This is a genomic window from Collinsella sp. AF11-11 (genome assembly GCF_003465485.1).
Taxonomy (GTDB): Bacteria; Actinomycetota; Coriobacteriia; order Coriobacteriales; family Coriobacteriaceae; genus Collinsella.
The window spans coordinates 17838-37164 of the sequence record NZ_QSAS01000012.1; the positions used below are offsets into that span (position 1 = coordinate 17838).

Sequence of the window (19327 nt, forward strand, 5' to 3'; positions counted from 1 at the left end):
TGGTATCAGCTGCAGAAATTATAGAGGAGGAGTCTGCCCATGCCGGGTAAAAGCCTAGAGAACATGCACGTAGCGGTCTTGGCGGGCGGTCATTCCGCCGAGCGTGAGATTTCGCTCAATTCGGGAAAGAACGTCGTGGTGGCACTGAAGGAGGCCGGCTACACCTCGGTGGAGCTGCTTGACACGGCCGCTGATGACTTTATGGTAACCATGGCGACCGGCGGATTCGATGTGGCATTTATCGCCATGCACGGCGCCGGCGGTGAGGATGGCGCCATGCAGGGTGCCATGGAGACCCTGGGTATCCCCTACACGGCCTCGGGCGTACTTGCCAGCGCCTGCGGTGCCGACAAGGAGGTCTCTAAGCTCCTATACGCCAAGGCGGGCATTCCCATTGCCCCCGGCCTTGCGCTCGAGGTGGGCGACGAAGTCGATATCGATCATATCGTCGAGGTTTGTGGCGAGCGCTGCTTTGTGAAGCCGGCCGTCAACGGTTCCAGCTATGGCATTTCCCTGGTCCATGAGCCCTCCGAGCTGCCCGCGGCAATCGCCAAGGCGTTTGAGTACGGCGACAAAGTGCTGGTCGAGAAGTGCATCGAGGGTACCGAGGTCACCGTCGGCGTATACGGCGAAGATGACGTGCGCGCCCTGCCGATTGTCGAGATTCGTAAGCCCGAGGACTGCGAGTTCTACGATCTGGACGTGAAGTATGTCGACCCTACGGATATCCATCGCATTCCGGCGCAGATTTCACCCGAGAATTACGCTCGCGCTCAGGAACTTGCCTGTGCCGCTCACAAGGCCCTCGGTTGCCTGGGTATCTCGCGCAGCGACTTTATTGTGAGCGAGGACGGCCCCGTTATCCTCGAGACCAATACCATTCCCGGCATGACCGATACGTCGCTGTATCCGGATGAGATCCGCCACACCGACGACATGACGTTCCCGCAGGTCTGTGACAGCCTGATCCGTATGGGCCTTCGTCGAGCGGGCATTGCATGCTAATCGAGGACGCGGTTTCGTCAGGAACGCCGCAGTTTGTCATCGACTCCTATGCCACGCTTGCCGACCGCGCCAAAACGCAGTCCTTCGGCCTTATCGAGGAAGATGTGATTATCCTCGATACCGAGACCACGGGTCTTTCGGTGCAGGACAACGAGCTGATCGAGATCTCGGCGGCCCGTCTTTCGGGCCGCGAGGTCATCGACCGCTTCGATACCTTCGTGCATCCCAGGCAGCTGATTCCCGCCGAGATTACCGAGCTCACGAGCATTACAAATGCCGATGTTGCAGATGCCCCGTCGGCGGTTGAGGCCGTCGCCGCTCTCGCCGATTTTGTCGGTGGCTGCCCGGTGATCGCACACAACGCCACGTTCGACCGCTCGTTTATCGAGTCGGTCAAAGGCGGCGTCAACGTGAGCGATATTTGGATCGATTCGCTGGCGCTGTCGCGCATCGCGCTTCCGCGCCTGGCCTCGCACAAGCTGTCTTTTATGGCCGATCTGTTTGGCTGCGACTCGGTATCACACCGTGCCAATGCCGACGTCGACGCCCTGTGTGGCGTATGGCGCGTGTTGCTCGTGGCGCTCACCGACTTGCCCCAGGGCTTCATGGCGCGCCTAGCCGACATGCATCTGGACGTGCCTTGGTCCTATCGTCCTATCTTCTCATTCTTGGCAGGGCAGAACCCTGGTTCCATCTTCTCTCTCAGCGCCGCTCGTGCTGACGTTCTCAAGGCCGATCGCGCCGACGATCGGGTGGACGCCGATGAACTGCCGGTTCTCAAGATGCCGAGTCGTGAGGAGATCGAGGCAGACTATGCGCCAGGTGGCCTGGTCAATCGCATGTATCCCACCTACGAGCCGCGTGATGAGCAGATCGCGATGGCGCTCGAGGTCCGCGATGCGCTGGTCACGGGCACTCATCGAGTAATTGAGGCAGGCACCGGCGTCGGCAAATCGATGGCCTATCTGGTGCCTTTTGCCGAGGCAGCACGCCGTAACAACATCACGGTTGGTATTGCGACCAAATCGAACAATCTTGCCGACCAGCTTATGTACCATGAGCTGCCAAAACTTGCGGAGCAACTGGACGGTGGTCTGTCATTTTGCGCTCTCAAGGGGTATGACCACTATCCGTGCCTGCGCAAGCTTGAGCGCATGAGCCGCGGCCAGGTCGAGATTACCACCAAGCGCGATCCGGCGGACACGCTCACGGCGGTCGCGGTCATTATGGCGTACGTCTGCCAATCAGCCGATGGCGACCTCGACTCGCTCGGCATTCGGTGGCGCAGCGTCAACCGTCCCGACTTTACGACGGCCTCGCGCGAGTGTGCTCGTCGCCTCTGCCCGTTTTTCCCTGATAAATGTTTGGTCCATGGCGCTCGCCGTCGTGCGGCGCATGCCGATGTGGTGGTCACCAACCATTCCCTGCTGTTCCGCAACGTCGCGGCCGAGGGCAGGATTTTGCCGCCGATTCGTCATTGGGTAATCGACGAGGCCCATTCCATCGAGCGCGAGGCGCGCCGTCAGTGGGCGCGCGTGGTGTCGGCGGACGAATCACGCGTCCTGTTCGAGCGCCTGGGTGGCTCGAGCACCGGCGCGCTAAGCCAGGTTTCCCGTGATTTGGCAACCTCCGAGGGCTCTACGCTCTATCTGGGCCTTACTGCCAAGGCGACGTCGACGGTTGCCCGCGCGAGCATGGCAATCGCCGACGTGTTCGATGGCGTTCGCGAGCTCGGCCGCCGTGCGCGTGGGGGTTATGACAATGCCAATCTATGGATTGGCCCCGAGCTGCGCGAATCAGACGACTGGCATGATTTCTTACAGTCGGCCTACACTGGCATCGACGCATTGGAACAAGCTGACAAGAGCGTCGACGCGCTGGTGCAAGCCGTCGCCGCCGACAAGCCCGAGGTTGTTGTCGACCTGGGTGATATCTCGCGCCGCCTGCACGAGCTGGCCGAGAACCTCAAACTCATCATTGATGGCACCGATGAGCACTACGTGTATTCGCTGCAGGTCAATCGCAGGCTGCGTGCCGGCGGAGAGTCGATGACCGCAGAGCGCATCGACATTGGCGAGGCCTTGGCAACCGAGTGGCTGCCCGAGGTTCACACGGCTATCTTTGCCTCGGCGACCATGACGGTGTCCAAAAGCTTTGAGCACTTTAACCATGCGGTCGGCCTTGATCGCATCGGTGCTTCAACGTCGTCATCGCTGCACTTGGATTCGAGCTACGACTTCGATTCGAACATGGCTGTAGTCGTTGCGGGCGATATCCCCGATCCGCGCGATCGTGAGAGCTATCTTACGGCGCTCGAGCGCGTACTGGTCGACGCCCATCTTGCCATGGGCGGATCGGTGCTCACGTTGTTCACCAATCGGCGCGACATGGAGGACCTATACGCCCGCGTTGAGCCCAAGATGGCCCGTGCGGGTCTGGAGCTCAACTGCCAGCAGCGCAACTCATCTCCTCGTCGCCTGCGCGACCGGTTTATCAACGAACCGACCTCGTCGCTTTTTGCGCTCAAGGCCTTCTGGGAGGGGTTTGATGCCAGCGGCGAGACGCTGCGCTGCGTCATCATTCCCAAGTTGCCGTTCTCGAGCCCCACGGACCCGCTCTCGTGCGAGCGCAACCTGCGCGAAGACCGCGCATGGGCGCGCTATTCGCTGCCCGAGGCGGTGCTCGAGGTTAAGCAGGCCGCGGGGCGTTTGATTCGCTCGTCGACCGATAGCGGCGTGCTGATCTTGGCGGATCCTCGCCTGGTGACGAAGGGCTATGGCAAGAAGTTCTTAACGTCGCTGCCCACGAGCTCCTACCAGCGCATCGAATCGGCGCAGATCGGGCACTATCTACAGCTGTGGCGTGCACGCCACGAGCGGCGGCGCTAAAGCGGACAGACGAGGGTTTTTGCCATATCGCACAGACGCTTTGACAGGGCGGGGTCATCCAAGATGCGGATGGCTCCGCCCGCTGCGATTATCTGGCTCAGCAGCCAACGCTCGGAGCCGTAATGTACGGTTACCGTTGCCATGTCTGTCCCGCTGCGTTCGATTAGGGTGATGCCGGCCCAGTCCAGATGCTCCGCCATATCGAATGGCATCAAGAGCTTTGCGCTACGCTGCGTCCGGGCAAGGGAATCGTGGAGGGATGCAACGTCCGGTGCGTGAGGCACGACGGAGTCTTCCGTCAAGGCGAGTCCCTCGATTTTATCCATGCGATAGGTGCGCTGCTCATCGACCGCGATGTCCCAGGCAATCAGATATGTTTGGTCGCCGTTTGCTGTAATGCGCAAGGGGTCGACCAGACGCTCGCGTGGCCGCGCATCGTCCATCGAGCGATACGAGATACGACAGCGAACGCCGTCCTGAATGGCGCAGCTCAGCTGCTGCCAGTGCGACCCGTGGTTGACGGTGTCAAAGACGTGCTGGTTATAGCCGAGCTCTTCGGGTAGAAGAGCGTGTCGAATCCGAGCTGCCGTCTGCGGCTCGATCCCCAACGATTCAAGTTCGTGGTTGAGCACAGCGCCCTCGGCGGTACTCAAGCGCAGCGGTAGCACACGTCCGGCGTCACCGGTGAGGATCACACGCTCGCCGTGGCATTCGCAGATGATGCGCGCACCCGATTCTCGGTCCGCGAGCGTCGAGACGATCTCGAGAATCTCGTCGAGCGACACTCCCGTGATGTCAAAGCGACTGCAAATCTCAGTTCGTGTCATGCCGCTCTCGCCGGCGGCGTAGAGGGCCTCCATGATGTCGATGGCGCGCGAGAGCCTCTGCTCGCTGGTGAGTTTACGCACGGGCATGCTCGTGCACCGTCCTTTCAATGAGGTGGTTCCACGCCTGCTTGAGCGATTTGGGGGCCATGGGCCTCATGCCGTCCATGGCGTGGGCCATGCAAAATGAGGCGGCGGCTTCAAGATCGCGCACGTCAACGGTCCAAGTCCATCCCGAATCGGTGTGTGCGAGCTCACCTCGCCCGCGCGTGAGGCCGTTGATCATATCGATCTGCGTTTGCGGGGCGAACGAGAACGTAGCCGCAACGGGCGGGCGGTCGGCAAAATCGAATTCAAAGAACAGGTAGTCGCTGAGGTTGAAGTCCGCAGGGATAACGTAGGCCTTCGAGGGGCGCCAAGCGCGAACGATACGGTCGCAGCGGAATGTCCTGATGTCGTCGGTGGCATTGTCGAGGCCGCAGAAGTACGCAACGCCCTCGCGCTCGAACATGCCGTAGACGCAGACGGTACGCTCTTTCTGCTCACCGCGTCCGTTCTGATATAAAAATCGCAGCGCGCATCGCTCGGCAAAGGCGCTCCATACCGCATCGACGGTGGGAGAGCGGCGGATCGGTGCTTCGTCTACCGCCGACATGCCGGTGAGGTAGGCAATCTTGGAACGAATATCGGCAAGCGGCGCGGCAAAAGTGGATGAGCCGGCCGCTATTGTCTGGTCGATAGCGTTGAGCAGGATATCGGCGTCGTCTGCGGTGATGAGGCCGCCTGCCGCAAACGTGTGCTCGCGGTCGATTGTCCACGAGCTTTCCTCGGTCTCCTGCGCGCCGGCGGGGCGAACCTCCTTGATTAAGATGCCGCGTTCGAGCAGTTTGTCACGATCGCGCCGAAACTTGCGCTTATCCGAGTCGATATTGCCCGAGCCATATCCCAGGTCAGAATCCAAGACGATCTGCTCGGTCGTCAGCGGTTCGGGGGAGCTGTTGAGCACAAAGAAAAGATTGAGGATGCGCTGAGCCGTTTTATCGAAACTGGGCTCCGAATTCCCCTTTTTAATTGTCGCGGTCGCGTCGCTTGCCGTCATAGAGTCCTCGCATGAGAAGGTGGTTTGCTGCCATGATTTTAGTCCGATATGGAGATTAGGCTATATCCTTGTCCGCTCGGGGCGTTAAGATGGCCCGAATTCGGTCGTTTGCGCTCGCTCGGGGTATACTTTCGACTATATACGGTTCTAATGTGCATACATTGGGCCTATTTGTCGGATTATGGATGTGGAGCGCACATGGCGAACACCCAGAACTATATTAACCACCTGCTGCAGAACACCGGCATTACGCCGGCATGCAGCGAAGAAGAGCGCTTGGCTGCCGAGGATATCGCTCAGATCTTCCGCAACCACGGCTTTGATCCCGAGGTTCAGGAGTTCAATGCCCCAGCGCCCAGCAGGTTGGCATTTGCCGTTACCGGCATTCTTGCGTTTGCCGGCGCCCTGCTGATGGGCATCGGCGGCGGCATCGGCTTGGTCGGCACCTTGCTGGCCATTGTCGGCGCCGTTCTTTACGTGCTCGAGCGCACGGGCCACCCCGTGGTTTCACGCCTGGGCAAGACGGGCGTGAGCCAAAATGTCATCGCCTACCACAGGGCCTCGGGCCCGCTCGCGTCTCCGCGCAACCGCCCGGTGGTCGTTGTCGCACACTACGACTCTCCCCGTGCTGAGCTGCTCGCTCGCGAGCCCTATGCTTCGTATCGTGCGCTCATCGCCAAGCTGTTGCCCGTTGCCACGGTTGCCCCTGCTGCCGTTGCCATCTTGCGTATCCTGCCGCTCCCCGGCGCGCTCAAGGTTCTGCTGTGGATTGTCGCGATCCTCGCTTCCCTCGTTGCGCTCGCCAACGCGGCAAACATCATTTCTAACCGCTACATTCTTCCCTATACGTCCGGCGCGGTGTGCAACAAGTCTTCTGTCGCCGCTATGCTCGGCGTTATGGACAACGTTGCTCCCTTCCAGGGCGAAAACGAGTTTCCCGACGATGTTCCGTTCGATACCTATTTTGGGGAGCAGAAGCGTCGTGCCGAGGAGATGGCGCGCGCAGCAGCGGAGTATGCCGCGGCCCAACAGCAAAACGACTACGGCAACACCATCGAGTATGAAGAGCCTACCTACGCCGAGGATGAGTTCGGTCAGCCGATTGCTCCCGACGCTCAGGCCGAGCCCGAACAGGGTGAGGATTTCGACGAGCAGATCGAGGGCTTTGAGGGTGCGTCTGCCGACGAGACGCTGATTGGCGCCATTGTGCCCGAGGATCAGAATCAGGCTGTCCAGGCCGAAGAGTTCAATGACGAGGTTTCCGCTGCCGAGCCGGCGGAGGAGCCTGTCGCGGCCGAGCCCGAGCCCAAGCTCTATCGCAATGCCGCCGGCAACATCCGCTTTGGTTCGGATGCCATCCGTGCGCTCGGGATGCTTCCCGAGTCCTGCACGCTCGATTACGAGGAGGGCGAGGAGCCGACGTTTGAGCCCGAGCCTGCCCCCGTCGTGACTGCACCTGCGCCCGCCGTCACCGTGGATGATGAGTCTGCCGCGGTTACCGCTGCCGTTGCCGAGCCCGAGGCGGTGTCCGCGATCGATCCCGCGGCAGGACTGGACATTTTGGCCCCCGCCGCGTCGGCGCAAGACGTTGCGGACGAGCCTGACGACGATTACGTTGAACAGCCGAGGCGCGTGTCTTACGAGAGCGATACTGATTTTTCGGCCGAGATTCCCGCGGCAACGCCCCATGCCGATATTGCATCCGCGTTCTCTTCGATTGGCGCCAGTGCTTCCAACTTCTTTAAGGGTGCGCTTGCAAAGGGCAAGAAATTTGTCGACGATTTCGAGGAGAAGCGCGCTGCCGCACGCGAGGCTGCCGAGCAGGAGGCCATCGCTCAGCAGCAGGCAGCCGAGGCGGCACGTGAGCGCGCGGCGCAAGAGCTCGAGCAGAACGAGGCTATGCAGTCCGTGCCCGTCGACGCTGCCGAAGCTACAACGTCCTTTGAGTCCCAGCAACCGGCGTCCACGGATGTTGTTGAGGCGACGACGTCTTTCGAGGCTCAGCAGCACATCGATAGCACCATGTCGTTTGATGCCGCGCAGTTCGATTCCACGATAACGTTTGAAAAGCAAGGCACCGCGATTGCCGGGCCCCTTCCTGTTTCCGATGAGCAGGGCGACGCGGCAGACGATGGCGAGCCCATTGATGCTGCCGAAATTCAGGATGCTGCCGAGGACGAGTCCGTCGAGGCCAACTCTGACGAAGAGCAATACGCGGCAGCTGATCAAGGTGATTCGGCCGAGGTCGAGCAGGAGGAAGTGCCTGCGGTTTCCGAGGCTCCCGAGACAGATGAGTCGAGGCCTTACTCCACGCAGATTTTCACCATGCCGGCCCCGAGTGGTTCCGGTGCCACGGTTGCCGATGTCGCTCCCACTCAGGACGAAACGGTCGATTCCCTTATGGCCCAGATTTCCTCCCAAGCATCGCCGCGTCCGCAGATGAATGTTCCCGATCCGGCGTCGGCACCGTCGCCTGCACCCTCCTCGTCTCCGCTGGCTTCGGTTCCCGATCCGTCGCTGCCGTCGATGAAGCAGACAAACGTTGCGTCTCGCACGTCGCTGTTCGACCTTCCCGATCCCTCCGCACAGGTCAACGACCCCTTTGCTACCGCTCAGGGTCCCGAACCCACATCGGCACCCGTTGCGCCTCCTATGCCCGTTGCGTCGGGCGCACAGCCGATCGAGACCATTTCGGCTCCCGCCCCTGCGGCACCTAAGTCTCGCAAGCGCGGCCTGGGCGGCCTGTTCGGTCGTAAAAAGAAAAACGAACAGGACAGCATGAGTGACTGGCTGGGCGTCGAAGACGATTACGATGCCAAGAAGTCCGGTCGCGGCATCGGTTCGTGGGATAATTTCGAGGACGATAACGATGGCTGGAAGGGCGGCGCTACGTCTTCCGACGGCGCTTCTTCCGAAGATATGCTCTCGGCTGTCGCCTCTATGGGCGACGATGAGCTGCTCGGTCACGATATCTGGTTTGTGGCAACGGGCGCCTCGGATTGTGATGGCTCCGGTATGAAGGCCTTCTTGGCTTCGCATCGCGATAAGCTCCGCGGCGTCTTCTTCATCAATCTTGAATCCGTCGGCGCCGGTAGGCTTTCGGTGGTGACGGTTGAGGGCGAACAGCAGCTGCTCAAGGGCGATCGCCGCATCATGAACCTGGTCAGCAAGGTGTGCAAGTCGTTCCATGTCGATTGTGGCGCGCTCGAGATGCCCTATGCCAAGACCGATGCCTACGCCGCGCTCGAGGCGAGCCGCCGAGCCCTCACCATCGCCGGCGTGGACGGCACGCGTCTGGCTTGCGCTCGTACCGAGGACGACCTGCCCCACAATGTCAACCCGACGAACATTGCCACGGTATCCGAGGTCGTGACCGAGGTTATCCGCCGTTCGTAGACGGAGCTCTAAGGAGTCAACGTGTTTTCGTATATTAAGCGCCATTGGCCTGTCTACGTGATTTTGACCTTGATTGCCATTGCGTTAGGGCTTGGAGCTGCCTACATCGTGGGCGCGAAGGGCTCGACCCCCGCCTCCGCAATCAGCGAAGAGGTGGAGCAAGAACAGAGCACGGGTGCCGATGGGATTCCTGAGTCCGAGCAAGCAATCGTTGATGGTGGATCTTCGTCTGCAGAGTAGATGCGGCGATTTAAATGATTGAAAGCGGGCGAGCCGGGGGACTGGCTCGTCCGCTTTTTCATCGTGCTAGCGCTTCTTTGGGATTGACCTAAGGCGAGCGAACCATAGGGCTGCGGCACCCGAGGTCAGGAGCGCGGTGATGCAAGCGGCGATGGGAGCTGATCCTGTTGCCGGTAGGTCCTGCGGTAGGGTACAGCGTTGAATGACACGGTCCTCGTCATGTGACTCAAGTTTATCGCCGCCGCCGTTGCGGCAAAGATCGACGCGTGCGCTGTTGGTGAGTGCAGTTTGGGGTGTGTAAGCCGACGTTGCCTGCATGTGCACGACTGCGCCCCGAGCATCTGTGCCAAGGATTGCTTTGGCATCGTCAAGGTCGTCGTGCTCATCTTTGAGATCATCACGGGTCCAAGAATCCGTATCGCTTCGAGTCGTAAAGTCGGCGGCTACCGCACCGTATTCAATGCGAATGCCCGTCACGACGGTATTGGATGCAAGGTCGAGTTCTTTCGCCTCGAGTGTGGCGGATTCCGTGGTCGAGACATCCGCCTTCCAGAGGTGCCAGCCGTCGTAATCGACGAGGCGGCAATCTTCACCCAGACTCTCTTTTACTTCGTCGGACTCAAGCCAAGGATTTTCGTGCCCATCGTCAAGCGTCGCGTTTGCCGGCTCATCGACGTCTGTCGAGTCCAACGGCGTCGTGCGATACCACACGTTGCACAGACCGTTGAGGTCGCCGATGGCGACGGGGGTTTCGATTGAGACGAATCTCGCCGTGCCGTCTTTGGCGCACTCAAGATCATCGGTAATCGTAAACTCATCAACCCAAGTAGCGGAATCGTTTCGAGCATCGATGGTATAGGAGAAAAGCCCATCCGTATTGGTTTGCATCGCGGCGCGGTTTTTTCCATCGCCGTTAGCCAACAGACCCTTCCCGATAGGTTGGACAAGTTCCTGACGCTTGTCGACCTGTCCTTTGATCTCGATGGGCGCATCCTTCATCGCGACGGATTGGACTTCTCCCGTATCCTTTATTTCAAACGTTATCTCTTCGGCAAGGTCATAGGTCCGCGGAGACATCGTTTCGCGCAACGAGTAGGTGCCGGGTGCAAGATGTTCGATGCGGTGCGGCTTGTCGGATGAGGTCCAGGAGTCTATTTCGGTTTTATCGGGACCATACAAGGTGAGCTGTGCGCCTTTCACTTCCTGCTCTCCGCTTGCATCGACCTTGGAGATATCAACCTTGGTGTAATCGTCGGATACGTTAAGCCGTGCTTCCACAACGGGTGTTTTCTGGTCGGCATAGGTAAGGTCGACGATATGATGCGTCCGGTCGAGCAAGAAGCCGGTCGGCGCTTGAGTCTCGACAACCTCGTAGCGTGCGGTGCCAGATCCCAGCGGGAGGTCGTCCGCGCGTGCTTCTCCAGTTTCATCCGTCGTGACGGTCGCGACGGTCTCACCGTCGAGCGCGGCAATGCTACCGTCGGGGCGCACGATATCACCTGAGGCACGGATCTCAAAGATGGCGCCCGCGAGGCTGCTGCCGTCTACGGCATCGGTTTTAACGATCCTGATGTTTCCGGTCGCGGCGTGGTTATAATACGAGACGATTGCAACGGGCGTTAGGTTTATATCGGCGGGTATGTTTACCTCGATCTCTCCGCCGACAAGATAGGGCTCTTTGGCCGAGGTTTCGCGTACATAATAGGTGCCCGGCACGAGCGATTCGGGCAGTGTGACGGTCCCGGTCGCGTCAGTCGTAAAGGTGTCCATTACGTTATGTGCTGGATGCCAGCAAGTTTGTGAGACAGGTTTGTGATTGCTGTCGAGGAGTTGGAAGGTGAATCCGGCTAGGGGAACAGAAGCGCCTGTTTGGGCATCGCGTTTTACAATCTGGAGATGCGTCGACAGAGCGTGGTTGTCCACGATATATTGAAGCTCGGCGCCGTCGGAAATCTGATTGGCCTCGACGGTCCATTCCCCTGCACGTTTAAAACCCTCTGGGACGGTTTCCGGAACCTCACGAACGGTGTAGCCGGCGCGGTCGTATGGGATGGCTCCGTGGACACCGGCGGGTCGCTTGCCTGCGCCAAACCATGCTTCGGGCTGATCTTTGGTGGAGGCAAAGCCATAGATGTTTGTGGTCAGTGTGCCAACAACCTGCTGAGAGCTGTTGCTGACAACCTCAAAGACAACACCTCCTGCCGGCTGCTCCAGGCCGGATTGATCGCTATTGCCGTAGTCCTTGAATTTGGAAATCTCTAGGTCAAACGCAATGGGGATATCGGAAACGCGCGATTCGATCTCGACCACGCCTGAATCACCGAGCTGGTCGGCTCCAACGGTATAGGACCAGCTGTCGTTGGCTGGCAGGTAGCCCTCGGGGGCTTTTGACTCATAGATGGTAAAGGTTCCTAGGGGGACATCGGTGAGGGTAGCTCGACCGCTTTCATCGGTTGTGAGGGTTTGCGCCCATCCGGGGGTGGATTGCGACACGCACGTGAACTCTGCTCCCGCAAGTGAAGCTCCAGCCTGGGGTCCGGCATTCGTCGCGGCATCGAGTTTTACGACATGCAGGGTGATGGTGCCGGGTTGTTCATCAACGGCGACCTGTCCACCGTCATTCCCCGTGGTAAAGGCGATGCGATCACGACGGGGGACATAGCCGGCCGGCGCCTTTGTTTCAACTAGGTAGTATGCCGTGTTGGGCAGAAGTGCTGCCTGCGCTCGACCGTTGCTGTCCATCTGGATGGTGCCGACACGCGCGCCGCTGGCGCTCTCAAAAACATCGAATGTTGCCCCGTCAAACTGATAAGTATTGTTTCCGCTGGTAATGGCAGCGTTTGCAGACTGCTTTTGGAAGGAAACAGAGACCGCCGGCAGCACATAGAGCATGTCTTGACGTTTGCTGCCGCCCGATACGGCTCCTAGATAGCGCCGCGCGCGGTGCGGAGCGGCTTTGATGCTTCCTGATTTTGCGCTGTCGTGGAGCCATCGCGCAGCCGCCACGACTTCATTGTCGGCGGTAAAGTGTCCACTCTTGGTTTTGCCCTGAGCGGTCGTGTAGGAGTAGGTGCCGTCGACATGGGTAGTGCCGTTGAGCATCCATACGGCAAGCTGGGTGGCGGCGCGGGCGCGATCTGGTGAAAGATGGTAACCGCCAAACGACGTGGCGGTAGGATATCCGTGACAAACGATTGCCGCGAACTCGTCGTCGAGCCACACCCAGCCTTGATCAAAGTTGAGCCATGGGCCGCCCGGCTTGGTGGGGCCGGGGCGCTCCTGGTTCATGCAGTAGGCAATCGAGGCGTCTTGAGCTTCATACTTGCCGATGAAGAAGGGCCCACAATCATCGCTAATAGTGCGGAAGCCGAGCTGGTCGTAGCCATCGACGGCAAATGCGGCTCCCGGTGCCAGGCAGCCGAAAAGCAGGAAGAGGAGCAGGAGCAGCGGACCTGTTGTGATTGCGCTGTGGACAGAGTGCGTGGGTGCGTTGGACATGGCTGCTCCTTATCCCTCGTGCGCCGCACGGGGAGGCTGCGACGCGTAGGATGAGGCTACCCCCGAGGTTCATGCGGGTAAGTACCGGAGCCTGACCAAAAGCTTGCCCAATTCCTGACAAATTGAGCTCAAATACAACAATCAAGCAAAAGCGGAGGTAGAAGATAGGGAGAACAGGAGGTCAAAGGTCCTCATCTCCACAATTGACGCGATTTTCAAACGAATCTCCACAGTTAAAACAAGCATTACCACCCTTGTATCGAACAAGACAACCGCGTTATACTAGCCAACACACAAGCGGGCATCGCCAAGTGGTAAGGCATCAGCTTCCCAAGCTGACACTCGCGGGTTCGAGTCCCGTTGCCCGCTCCAGTTAAGAGCACAAGCACGGCACCATCACGGTGCCGTGCTTTTTTCAATAAAGTGCTGGGACTCGAACCCAACAGGGTGCGAGCGTTAATCAAATGTCCAAGTGTGAATTCTCACACTATGCCGTTAACCAACTTACTACGATACGCGTTGCATTTTGTTTGTGTTGAGGCTATAGGCTTAACGGCGGTTAAAAGGTCGCCTCACTAGGTGTTGGAGACAACCTTCTCGATGGCGATATCGACCTGCTCCTGTGCCAGCTTGGTAGCCTCGTTCTCAAGTTGGTCAGCCTTGGCCGAGGTGCTCACGCTCCTGTCCATAAGGTCGGCGATGGCAGATTCGACGTCCGCGCCAAGACGGGGAACGCGAATTTTTTTGATATCGATAGGGCTAAGTTGAGGCACCGAGGTTCCGTATGCGCAACGAACGACCGACGGCCTGCCAACGGTGGGACTGTTCAGAAAAGCAAGCAGGTAGCCAGTTCGAATCTTTGTAACGTCGGGATAGATTCTCAGCAGATGGTTGCTGCCAAACATTCCCTCATGATTCTCCGTGAGCAAAAGAGCTCGTCCTAGGATGCCGTACTTTTGACCAGAACATGCCATGACGAGAGTTCCCGGCTTTAGGATGTAACGCTCCCAGTTTTTAATGAGCTTGGCGTAAACAAATTTTGTCGGTTGAGTGTTAACGTCAAAGACCTCGGACACACCCACAAAGGGAACGTTGGAATCGCCATAAAACCGCTTGAAGCGAGGAAGCTCTTCGACGTCCTCTACAAGTTCAGCAAGTGGCGCATACTCCATTACGTCAACCAATGAGTCTACGGCGCTTATAGAGCCGGCATAACTGTCAGCATCAAGGCGCGATCTGTTGTCAATAACTTTGGATAAACTCACCACGCATGTTCCTGCAGGACTTTCTGCCTCACAAGCAATACCGACCTCCTTCTCCAACAGCTTAAACGCCCCGTCCCGCAGCTTCCAGGCCTCGCCGCGCAGGCGCACAGCCTCGGCAGCTTTGTCGCCGATGGCTTTGCGCGTGGCCGCATCGGGCATGATGACCGGAAACTCGTTGGCGTGGGCCACCTCGATGTGCTTGATCATGTGACCGTACTGAGACGCTCGTGCGATCTGCTTGAAGAAGTCCGTCTTCATATACGCGTAGAGCCAGCCGTACTCGTCTTGGTCCTTCGGCTCGATGCGCAACAGGTCGTCCGTGATGACCTTGTTCAGGTGATGCGGGTACACGGCGGTAACGTTGCCCACCACGCCCGAGCGCGAAAGCAGCAGCCAATCCTGATTGACGAATCTAGAATCAGCCTGGGGCACGAAAGGCGCGGCGAGCCACTTCCTCACTCGGGGAAAGTCCTCGAACACCTGGCCGGCGGTAAAGAAGGGTAGCCCTTTGCCTTCCGGCACGGTATACCCCGTCAGTCTGCTCGGCTGCCAAATGTCGGTAAGGTCACCGAGTCTCTTGTGGTTGTCGCACTGGTTGGCAAGGCGTACGAAGCCGTACCCGTCGCGCAGGTAGGTTGACGCCTCGAGCCTCACGTCGCCGCCCAGCACGGTGGAAAGTCGGACGCTCTTCACCAAAGGCGCGATCGTCATTGGTCTCGCCTCCATTCAAAGAAGGCGCCGGCGATCGCCATCGTCTCGTCGTCCACCACGCGCTCCTTCGAGGTGTGGCTGCTCTCCTCTTCGGAGCCCACGTTGCCCGTCACCGCGGTGGTCTGCTCCTGCACAATGGGGTAGCCGTCATCGTCGCGTACATAGGTGGTCTGACCACGCTTGTCGTGCCCTACGTGGTCACAGATGGCCATAAATATCTTGTAATCCTGGAAGGTACCGTCCTTGCAGTATGCCTCTTCCTCACTGTCCCAGCGTCTCAGCACAAGGACGGATGTCTGCACGCCCACGTTGGGTTGGAACGCATCCGGGTGCATGTCTACCGAACCCAGGATCTGCGCATGGCGCAAAATCCACTGGCGCACGTAGCCCAGACCCGGGTTGCCCAGGATGCCGTTGGGAATGACGAGCGCCGCCACACCCACGCCGGGCTCAAGCAGGCGGATACACCGCTCGATGAAGAGGATCTCGGGCGGCTGAGATGAGAAGAGCTTGGGTTCCATGCTCCACTCGGCATCTTCCTCGGACCACGACCAGGTGTGTCCAAGGTCGAAGGATTCCAGAATCGCCGGGTCTTCGATAGGAATCTTGGAGCCAAAAGGTGGGTTGGTCATAATCGCCGTAACGCCGTGCCCCGGCTGCAGCGCCTTATTTGCCGCAACGTCGGCGGCGTCCAGGCGCAGCGCCTTTTGCAGTTTGGGTTCAAAGCCCGAGAACGGCTCGAGCGAGTTGGCGTGGAACAGCTGTCCGGTGCCGTCGTTGTTCATAACCATATTCATCTTGGAGGCACGCACTAGGATGGGATCAAAGTCGATGCCCACGATATGCTTGGACAGGAACTCGCGCTTGCGTGCGATCAGAGCCTCTTGCTTGGCTGCTTTGCTGCGCCCGCTCACCTCGACGGAGTCTCTGATCTTCTCAAGCACGTAATTCATGGCCGTGACCAAAAAGCCGCAGGTGCCCATGGCGGGGTCGAGGATGACGTCGTTTTCGGACGGGTCGACCATCCGCACCATCATGTGGCACATGTTGCGCGGCGTGAAGAACTGGCCCTTGTCACCACGCAGGTTGGAGCCCACGATTGTCTCGTACGCGTGGCCCTTAACGTCCACGTCGCTCTCGAGCAGGGAATACATTTGCAGCTGCGCCACGATGTAGGCGAGCACATCGTCGGTTAATGCGATGCGCTCGTCGGCCTTGAAGATGGTCTCGTACGACTGCTTGACGTTTCCAAAGAGTGCCTCGATGCGCTTGCGGCACTTCTTCTTACCCGCGGCGCCCTGGCGCTCGGTTGGCGTGATGTAGAACGTTGGCGTCTCGGAGTCGCGCTCATCCTGGATTTTGCAGAAGATGATCTTGAGCAGTTCAAGGAATGCCTCGGCCTTTTGGATGCCTTGGTTTCCGGCGATGTAGTTGTGACAGCGGCGGAACGAGTACAGCAGCGAGTCACTGGCGGCGGGGCGCAACTGGTCGAAGCGCGGCGCGTCGTCGGATACCTCGCCACCAGCATGTGGCAGATCGGGCACGGCCTCGGGGCCGCGCTTGCCGGCATCGTCCACCACGTAACGGAAGGTAAGCAACTCGTCGCCGTTGGTCCACATGCCATAGGTCGAGTTCATGCAGGCAGACGCATAGGAGTGCATTTGATCTACGCCGTCTTTTTTGCCTTTGGCCTTGGTCTTGGGGTCTTTGCACTCGACGATGATGTGGATGTTTTCCTGGGTGTGCGCTTTTCCCGGCTCCCAGATGGCGACGTCGACCGCTTTTCGGTTGCTGCCGAACTTGATCGACTCCTCGACCCCGATCTGCTCCTTCTTGTAACCGTACTCACGCACGAGGGACTTTAGGATTTCCTGGCGCACTCGCTCCTCGGGGGTGTCCCTGCGCTGCGTCACGCCGTCGATGAAGTCCAGTATAGTCTCCGGCTGGATGACCGAAGTCTTGCTCACTTGCGACATTACGATTCCGTCCTTCCAACCTTGGTGTTGGTATCAACGCGTGCGGGGCCGCCCGATGCGACGCCCATCTCGCGGCTAATCAAATCTTTAAGAAATCCCTGCTTGTTTTCCTGTGCGGAGAGGAATGACCAAATCTCCTCTTCGGCGGGATAGAACCGCAGACAGAACTGCTGGGTCTTGTCGTGCTTGTACTTACGATCGGCTCGCTTCTGAGCTTCTGACGGCATGGCACCTCCCAAGGACATAGCTTAGCCATAATAGGAATTAGTATAGGTCTACACCTATATGTAGACAAGCAAAATATCACGAATCAGCAGGTAAAGGATGATTTTTAATTAAAGAAATAGAAGCCAACAAATGTAAAAACGGCCTCTAAGACATTGGACGTTTTTACGGTTGAGGAAGGTGGAGCTTGAGAAATGATCCGCCATGAGCGCTCCCTGCCGCTCGTGCATGGAGTGGCAGGGAACTATTTTTGTTGTATGAGACTGCCGTCTCGCAAGGTTGCAATGCCCGATTGGATGTCGACTTCAGTTGGATCAACCATATGCGCTGTTGCCTGACGCTGCGCGATGCCAGGCGACGGAGGATGCGTCCTATCACGACTGGTAGTCAGGCACATTCTGGGCTAGTTGCGAACTTGGCTTGGAATGTGCCTGTTTGGCAGAATCGAAATCGCGAGCCATATCACTCGACTATGTGCCACTCAGCTGCCGAAGTGCTTCCAGCGTTGGTGATGCGGCCAGCTTTCCGTAGGCTTTGGAGCAGATAGCTTACATGGTCGCCTTTTTGCTTTGCCGTAAGGTCTGCCGGCAAGGCATGATCCAGCCCTGCGATAATCTCCGCTCTTGAACATGGGCGCACGCGCAGGAGCTCCAAGATCAACTCCTTGAAGACGCTATTGTCTACGCCCTTGTTTCGCACATACTCGCTGTGGGCACCGGTGGCTGCTGCCACCTCGGCTGAGACCGTCAGTTTGGGGTAACGGCCCCTAACGAGGCCTTGTTCGTGAAGCAGACGTGACTGTTCCTTTGTGACGGGTAGTCCCTTCTGAACGAGGTCCAACAGCAGCACTGTCACCAAATCAAGATTTCGATTGCTTGCGAGAAGTCGAGAATAGTCCTCGTTGAGAACCGTACCGTACAGCGTTACGGCAACGCGCCCAATCTCAGATAGATCGTAGGTGGGCATTGGTAATAGGCGGTTGCGCTGAATGTCGAAGACGTTGCGAATGCCTATGGCGTTGCGGTCCATCATGCCTGTTTTGTTCATAGCGCTTGAAAGCAGGGGGTTACGGTAGTAGGGCGGCTTGTAGCCGCTCGCGAGCGCGTTCTCTATCGTCTCGGGGATAAAGGCACCCTCGTTCTTGAATATAAGCTTGTCCTCATACTCAAGGACATTGATCTTTCCTGACATCCTGAAATCTTGATGCGCAATAGCGTTGTGGAGAAGTTCTCGAATGACTTCGGGACTGTAGCGATGCGCTTCGGTGGGAAATAGCGTCTCTTCGCGGTCGAAGAAGCGATACTTTTCGTTTCTTATCTTTCCCAGGATACGATCGACCTGCAGAATGAAGGGCGGCTCAAAGTGTTCATAGGCCATAGTGGAGCCGTCGCTCGCGTAGAGCGTCCAAGTGATGCGCGGCTCAATGCCACCCAGAAAGACACTCGATTCCGGTTTGCCCAGAAGAACGAGCGCCGCATTGCTCACGTGGCCGTGGATCACAAGCGCCATCTTGCTAAGGATAGATTCTTCGTCGAGGCTACGAACGGCAGGCTGGCTTTCTCCGAACTTTTCGACGAATTTGGAGCATGCAAAGCTAACTGCATCTGGATCAAGGTCACCGAAGTTTGCCTCGTAGGCAATCTGGCGCGACCAGTCGGGCCGGCTCTGCCCGTAAATGGCGTCGAGTTTGAACTTGGGCATCTCTACGAGGGACTCATTCTCTCGTGACCAAGGGATTCCGTGCCAAGTCGTTGGCGTTGCGAAGCTGCCAGCCGGTATCTGGAAAGCAATGACTCTTTTGTCATCAACCTCAAACTCGTAAATCTCTTCGAAAGTCATGCCGTTGTTGGTGTATTGGGCGATTTCGTGCTTTAGGCGTCGCAGGCCGACACTTGGCGATTGGGGTTCTTTACGGTAGGCGGTTCCCTTTATCTTGCGGTCGTTTGAAATGCCAAAGAAAAGCCATCCGCACTCTGCCTTGCGTAAATTGGCCTCGTTGCTGAGGGCGGAGAAATACCTGCCAATGTCCTCGAAGTCATAGTTCTGCTTTGCTGCCTTGTATTCGACGACCTCGGTCTCGACGTCTGCAATGATGCGCAGAAGTAGGGAGGGCATTTCGCTCGTTTTCCGTATCATGACACTCCATATAATGTAATTTTATCCGCAACTAATGTAATTATATCTCCTGTTACATTAGCCG

11 protein-coding genes and 1 tRNA gene are annotated in these 19327 nt (G+C 58.3%); 5 read left to right on the forward strand and 7 right to left on the reverse strand.

Annotated features, from left to right (window positions below; genetic code table 11):
• Positions 1-39 precede the first annotated feature (39 nt).
• Positions 40-1005: a D-alanine--D-alanine ligase gene (locus tag DWV58_RS07670; protein ID WP_117776718.1), complete on the forward strand. Its 966-nt coding sequence runs from the start codon at positions 40-42 to the stop codon at positions 1003-1005.
• Positions 999-3893, forward strand: a complete 2895-nt coding sequence (locus DWV58_RS07675; protein ID WP_117584019.1) for a helicase C-terminal domain-containing protein — start codon at positions 999-1001, stop codon at positions 3891-3893. Before DWV58_RS07670 ends, DWV58_RS07675 begins: the two co-directional genes overlap by 7 nt.
• Here DWV58_RS07675 and DWV58_RS07680 read toward each other — a convergent pair.
• Both DWV58_RS07680 and DWV58_RS07685 read right to left on the reverse strand, forming a co-directional pair.
• Positions 3890-4807 carry a YafY family protein gene (locus tag DWV58_RS07680; RefSeq protein WP_117776719.1) on the reverse strand — a complete coding sequence of 306 codons (918 nt, stop codon included), beginning with the start codon at positions 4805-4807 and terminating at the stop codon, positions 3890-3892. The genes DWV58_RS07675 and DWV58_RS07680 overlap by 4 nt on opposite strands.
• Complete coding sequence (locus tag DWV58_RS07685) at positions 4794-5816, reverse strand: YafY family protein (protein WP_117776720.1); 1023 nt, start codon at positions 5814-5816, stop codon at positions 4794-4796. Before DWV58_RS07685 ends, DWV58_RS07680 begins: the two co-directional genes overlap by 14 nt.
• A gap of 198 nt (positions 5817-6014) precedes the next feature.
• On the opposite strand from DWV58_RS07685, the gene DWV58_RS07690 reads away from it, so the two are divergent.
• Both DWV58_RS07690 and DWV58_RS07695 read left to right on the forward strand, forming a co-directional pair.
• Entirely contained in the window at positions 6015-9212 is a 3198-nt protein-coding gene (locus DWV58_RS07690; protein ID WP_117776721.1) for a hypothetical protein, read from the forward strand.
• Between the two features lie 21 nt (positions 9213-9233).
• Positions 9234-9452: a hypothetical protein gene (locus tag DWV58_RS07695; protein WP_117776722.1), complete on the forward strand. Its 219-nt coding sequence runs from the start codon at positions 9234-9236 to the stop codon at positions 9450-9452.
• A 66-nt stretch (positions 9453-9518) separates the two neighbouring features.
• Here DWV58_RS07695 and DWV58_RS07700 read toward each other — a convergent pair whose 3' ends face one another.
• A complete protein-coding gene (locus tag DWV58_RS07700; protein WP_117776723.1) occupies positions 9519-12950 on the reverse strand; it encodes a SpaA isopeptide-forming pilin-related protein in 3432 nt (1143 codons plus the stop codon).
• Between the two features lie 297 nt (positions 12951-13247).
• Here DWV58_RS07700 and DWV58_RS07705 point away from each other — a divergent pair.
• A tRNA-Gly gene (locus DWV58_RS07705) sits at positions 13248-13322 on the forward strand.
• 203 nt (positions 13323-13525) lie between these two features.
• On the opposite strand, the gene DWV58_RS07710 is transcribed toward DWV58_RS07705, so the two are convergent.
• From DWV58_RS07710 to DWV58_RS07725, 4 genes are all read right to left on the reverse strand, one after another.
• Positions 13526-14926 (reverse strand): hypothetical protein, encoded by a 1401-nt coding sequence (locus tag DWV58_RS07710; RefSeq protein WP_117634739.1) that lies wholly within the window; start codon positions 14924-14926, stop codon positions 13526-13528.
• Positions 14923-16902 (reverse strand): N-6 DNA methylase, encoded by a 1980-nt coding sequence (locus DWV58_RS07715; RefSeq protein WP_117776724.1) that lies wholly within the window; start codon positions 16900-16902, stop codon positions 14923-14925. Before DWV58_RS07715 ends, DWV58_RS07710 begins: the two co-directional genes overlap by 4 nt.
• On the reverse strand, positions 16902-17129 hold the full coding sequence (locus DWV58_RS07720; RefSeq protein ID WP_117634743.1) for a hypothetical protein: 228 nt from the start codon (positions 17127-17129) through the stop codon (positions 16902-16904). The genes DWV58_RS07715 and DWV58_RS07720 overlap by 1 nt, the downstream gene beginning before the upstream one ends.
• 460 nt (positions 17130-17589) lie before the next feature.
• Positions 17590-19242: an RNA-binding domain-containing protein gene (locus tag DWV58_RS07725; RefSeq protein WP_233540539.1), complete on the reverse strand. Its 1653-nt coding sequence runs from the start codon at positions 19240-19242 to the stop codon at positions 17590-17592.
• Positions 19243-19327 lie beyond the last annotated feature (85 nt).

Bases quoted from the DNA above. Each gene is read 5' to 3' on its own strand.
- DWV58_RS07715 (WP_117776724.1), bottom strand. From the start codon at position 16,902: ATGTCGCAAGTGAGCAAGACTTCGGTCATCCAGCCGGAGACTATACTG.
- DWV58_RS07710 (WP_117634739.1), bottom strand. From the start codon at position 14,926: ATGACGATCGCGCCTTTGGTGAAGAGCGTCCGACTTTCCACCGTGCTG.
- DWV58_RS07675 (WP_117584019.1), top strand. From the start codon at position 999: ATGCTAATCGAGGACGCGGTTTCGTCAGGAACGCCGCAGTTTGTCATC.
- DWV58_RS07685 (WP_117776720.1), bottom strand. From the start codon at position 5,816: ATGACGGCAAGCGACGCGACCGCGACAATTAAAAAGGGGAATTCGGAG.
- DWV58_RS07725 (WP_233540539.1), bottom strand. From the start codon at position 19,242: ATGCCCTCCCTACTTCTGCGCATCATTGCAGACGTCGAGACCGAGGTC.
- DWV58_RS07690 (WP_117776721.1), top strand. From the start codon at position 6,015: ATGGCGAACACCCAGAACTATATTAACCACCTGCTGCAGAACACCGGC.
- DWV58_RS07680 (WP_117776719.1), bottom strand. From the start codon at position 4,807: ATGCCCGTGCGTAAACTCACCAGCGAGCAGAGGCTCTCGCGCGCCATC.
- DWV58_RS07720 (WP_117634743.1), bottom strand. From the start codon at position 17,129: ATGCCGTCAGAAGCTCAGAAGCGAGCCGATCGTAAGTACAAGCACGAC.
- DWV58_RS07670 (WP_117776718.1), top strand. From the start codon at position 40: ATGCCGGGTAAAAGCCTAGAGAACATGCACGTAGCGGTCTTGGCGGGC.
- DWV58_RS07700 (WP_117776723.1), bottom strand. From the start codon at position 12,950: ATGTCCAACGCACCCACGCACTCTGTCCACAGCGCAATCACAACAGGT.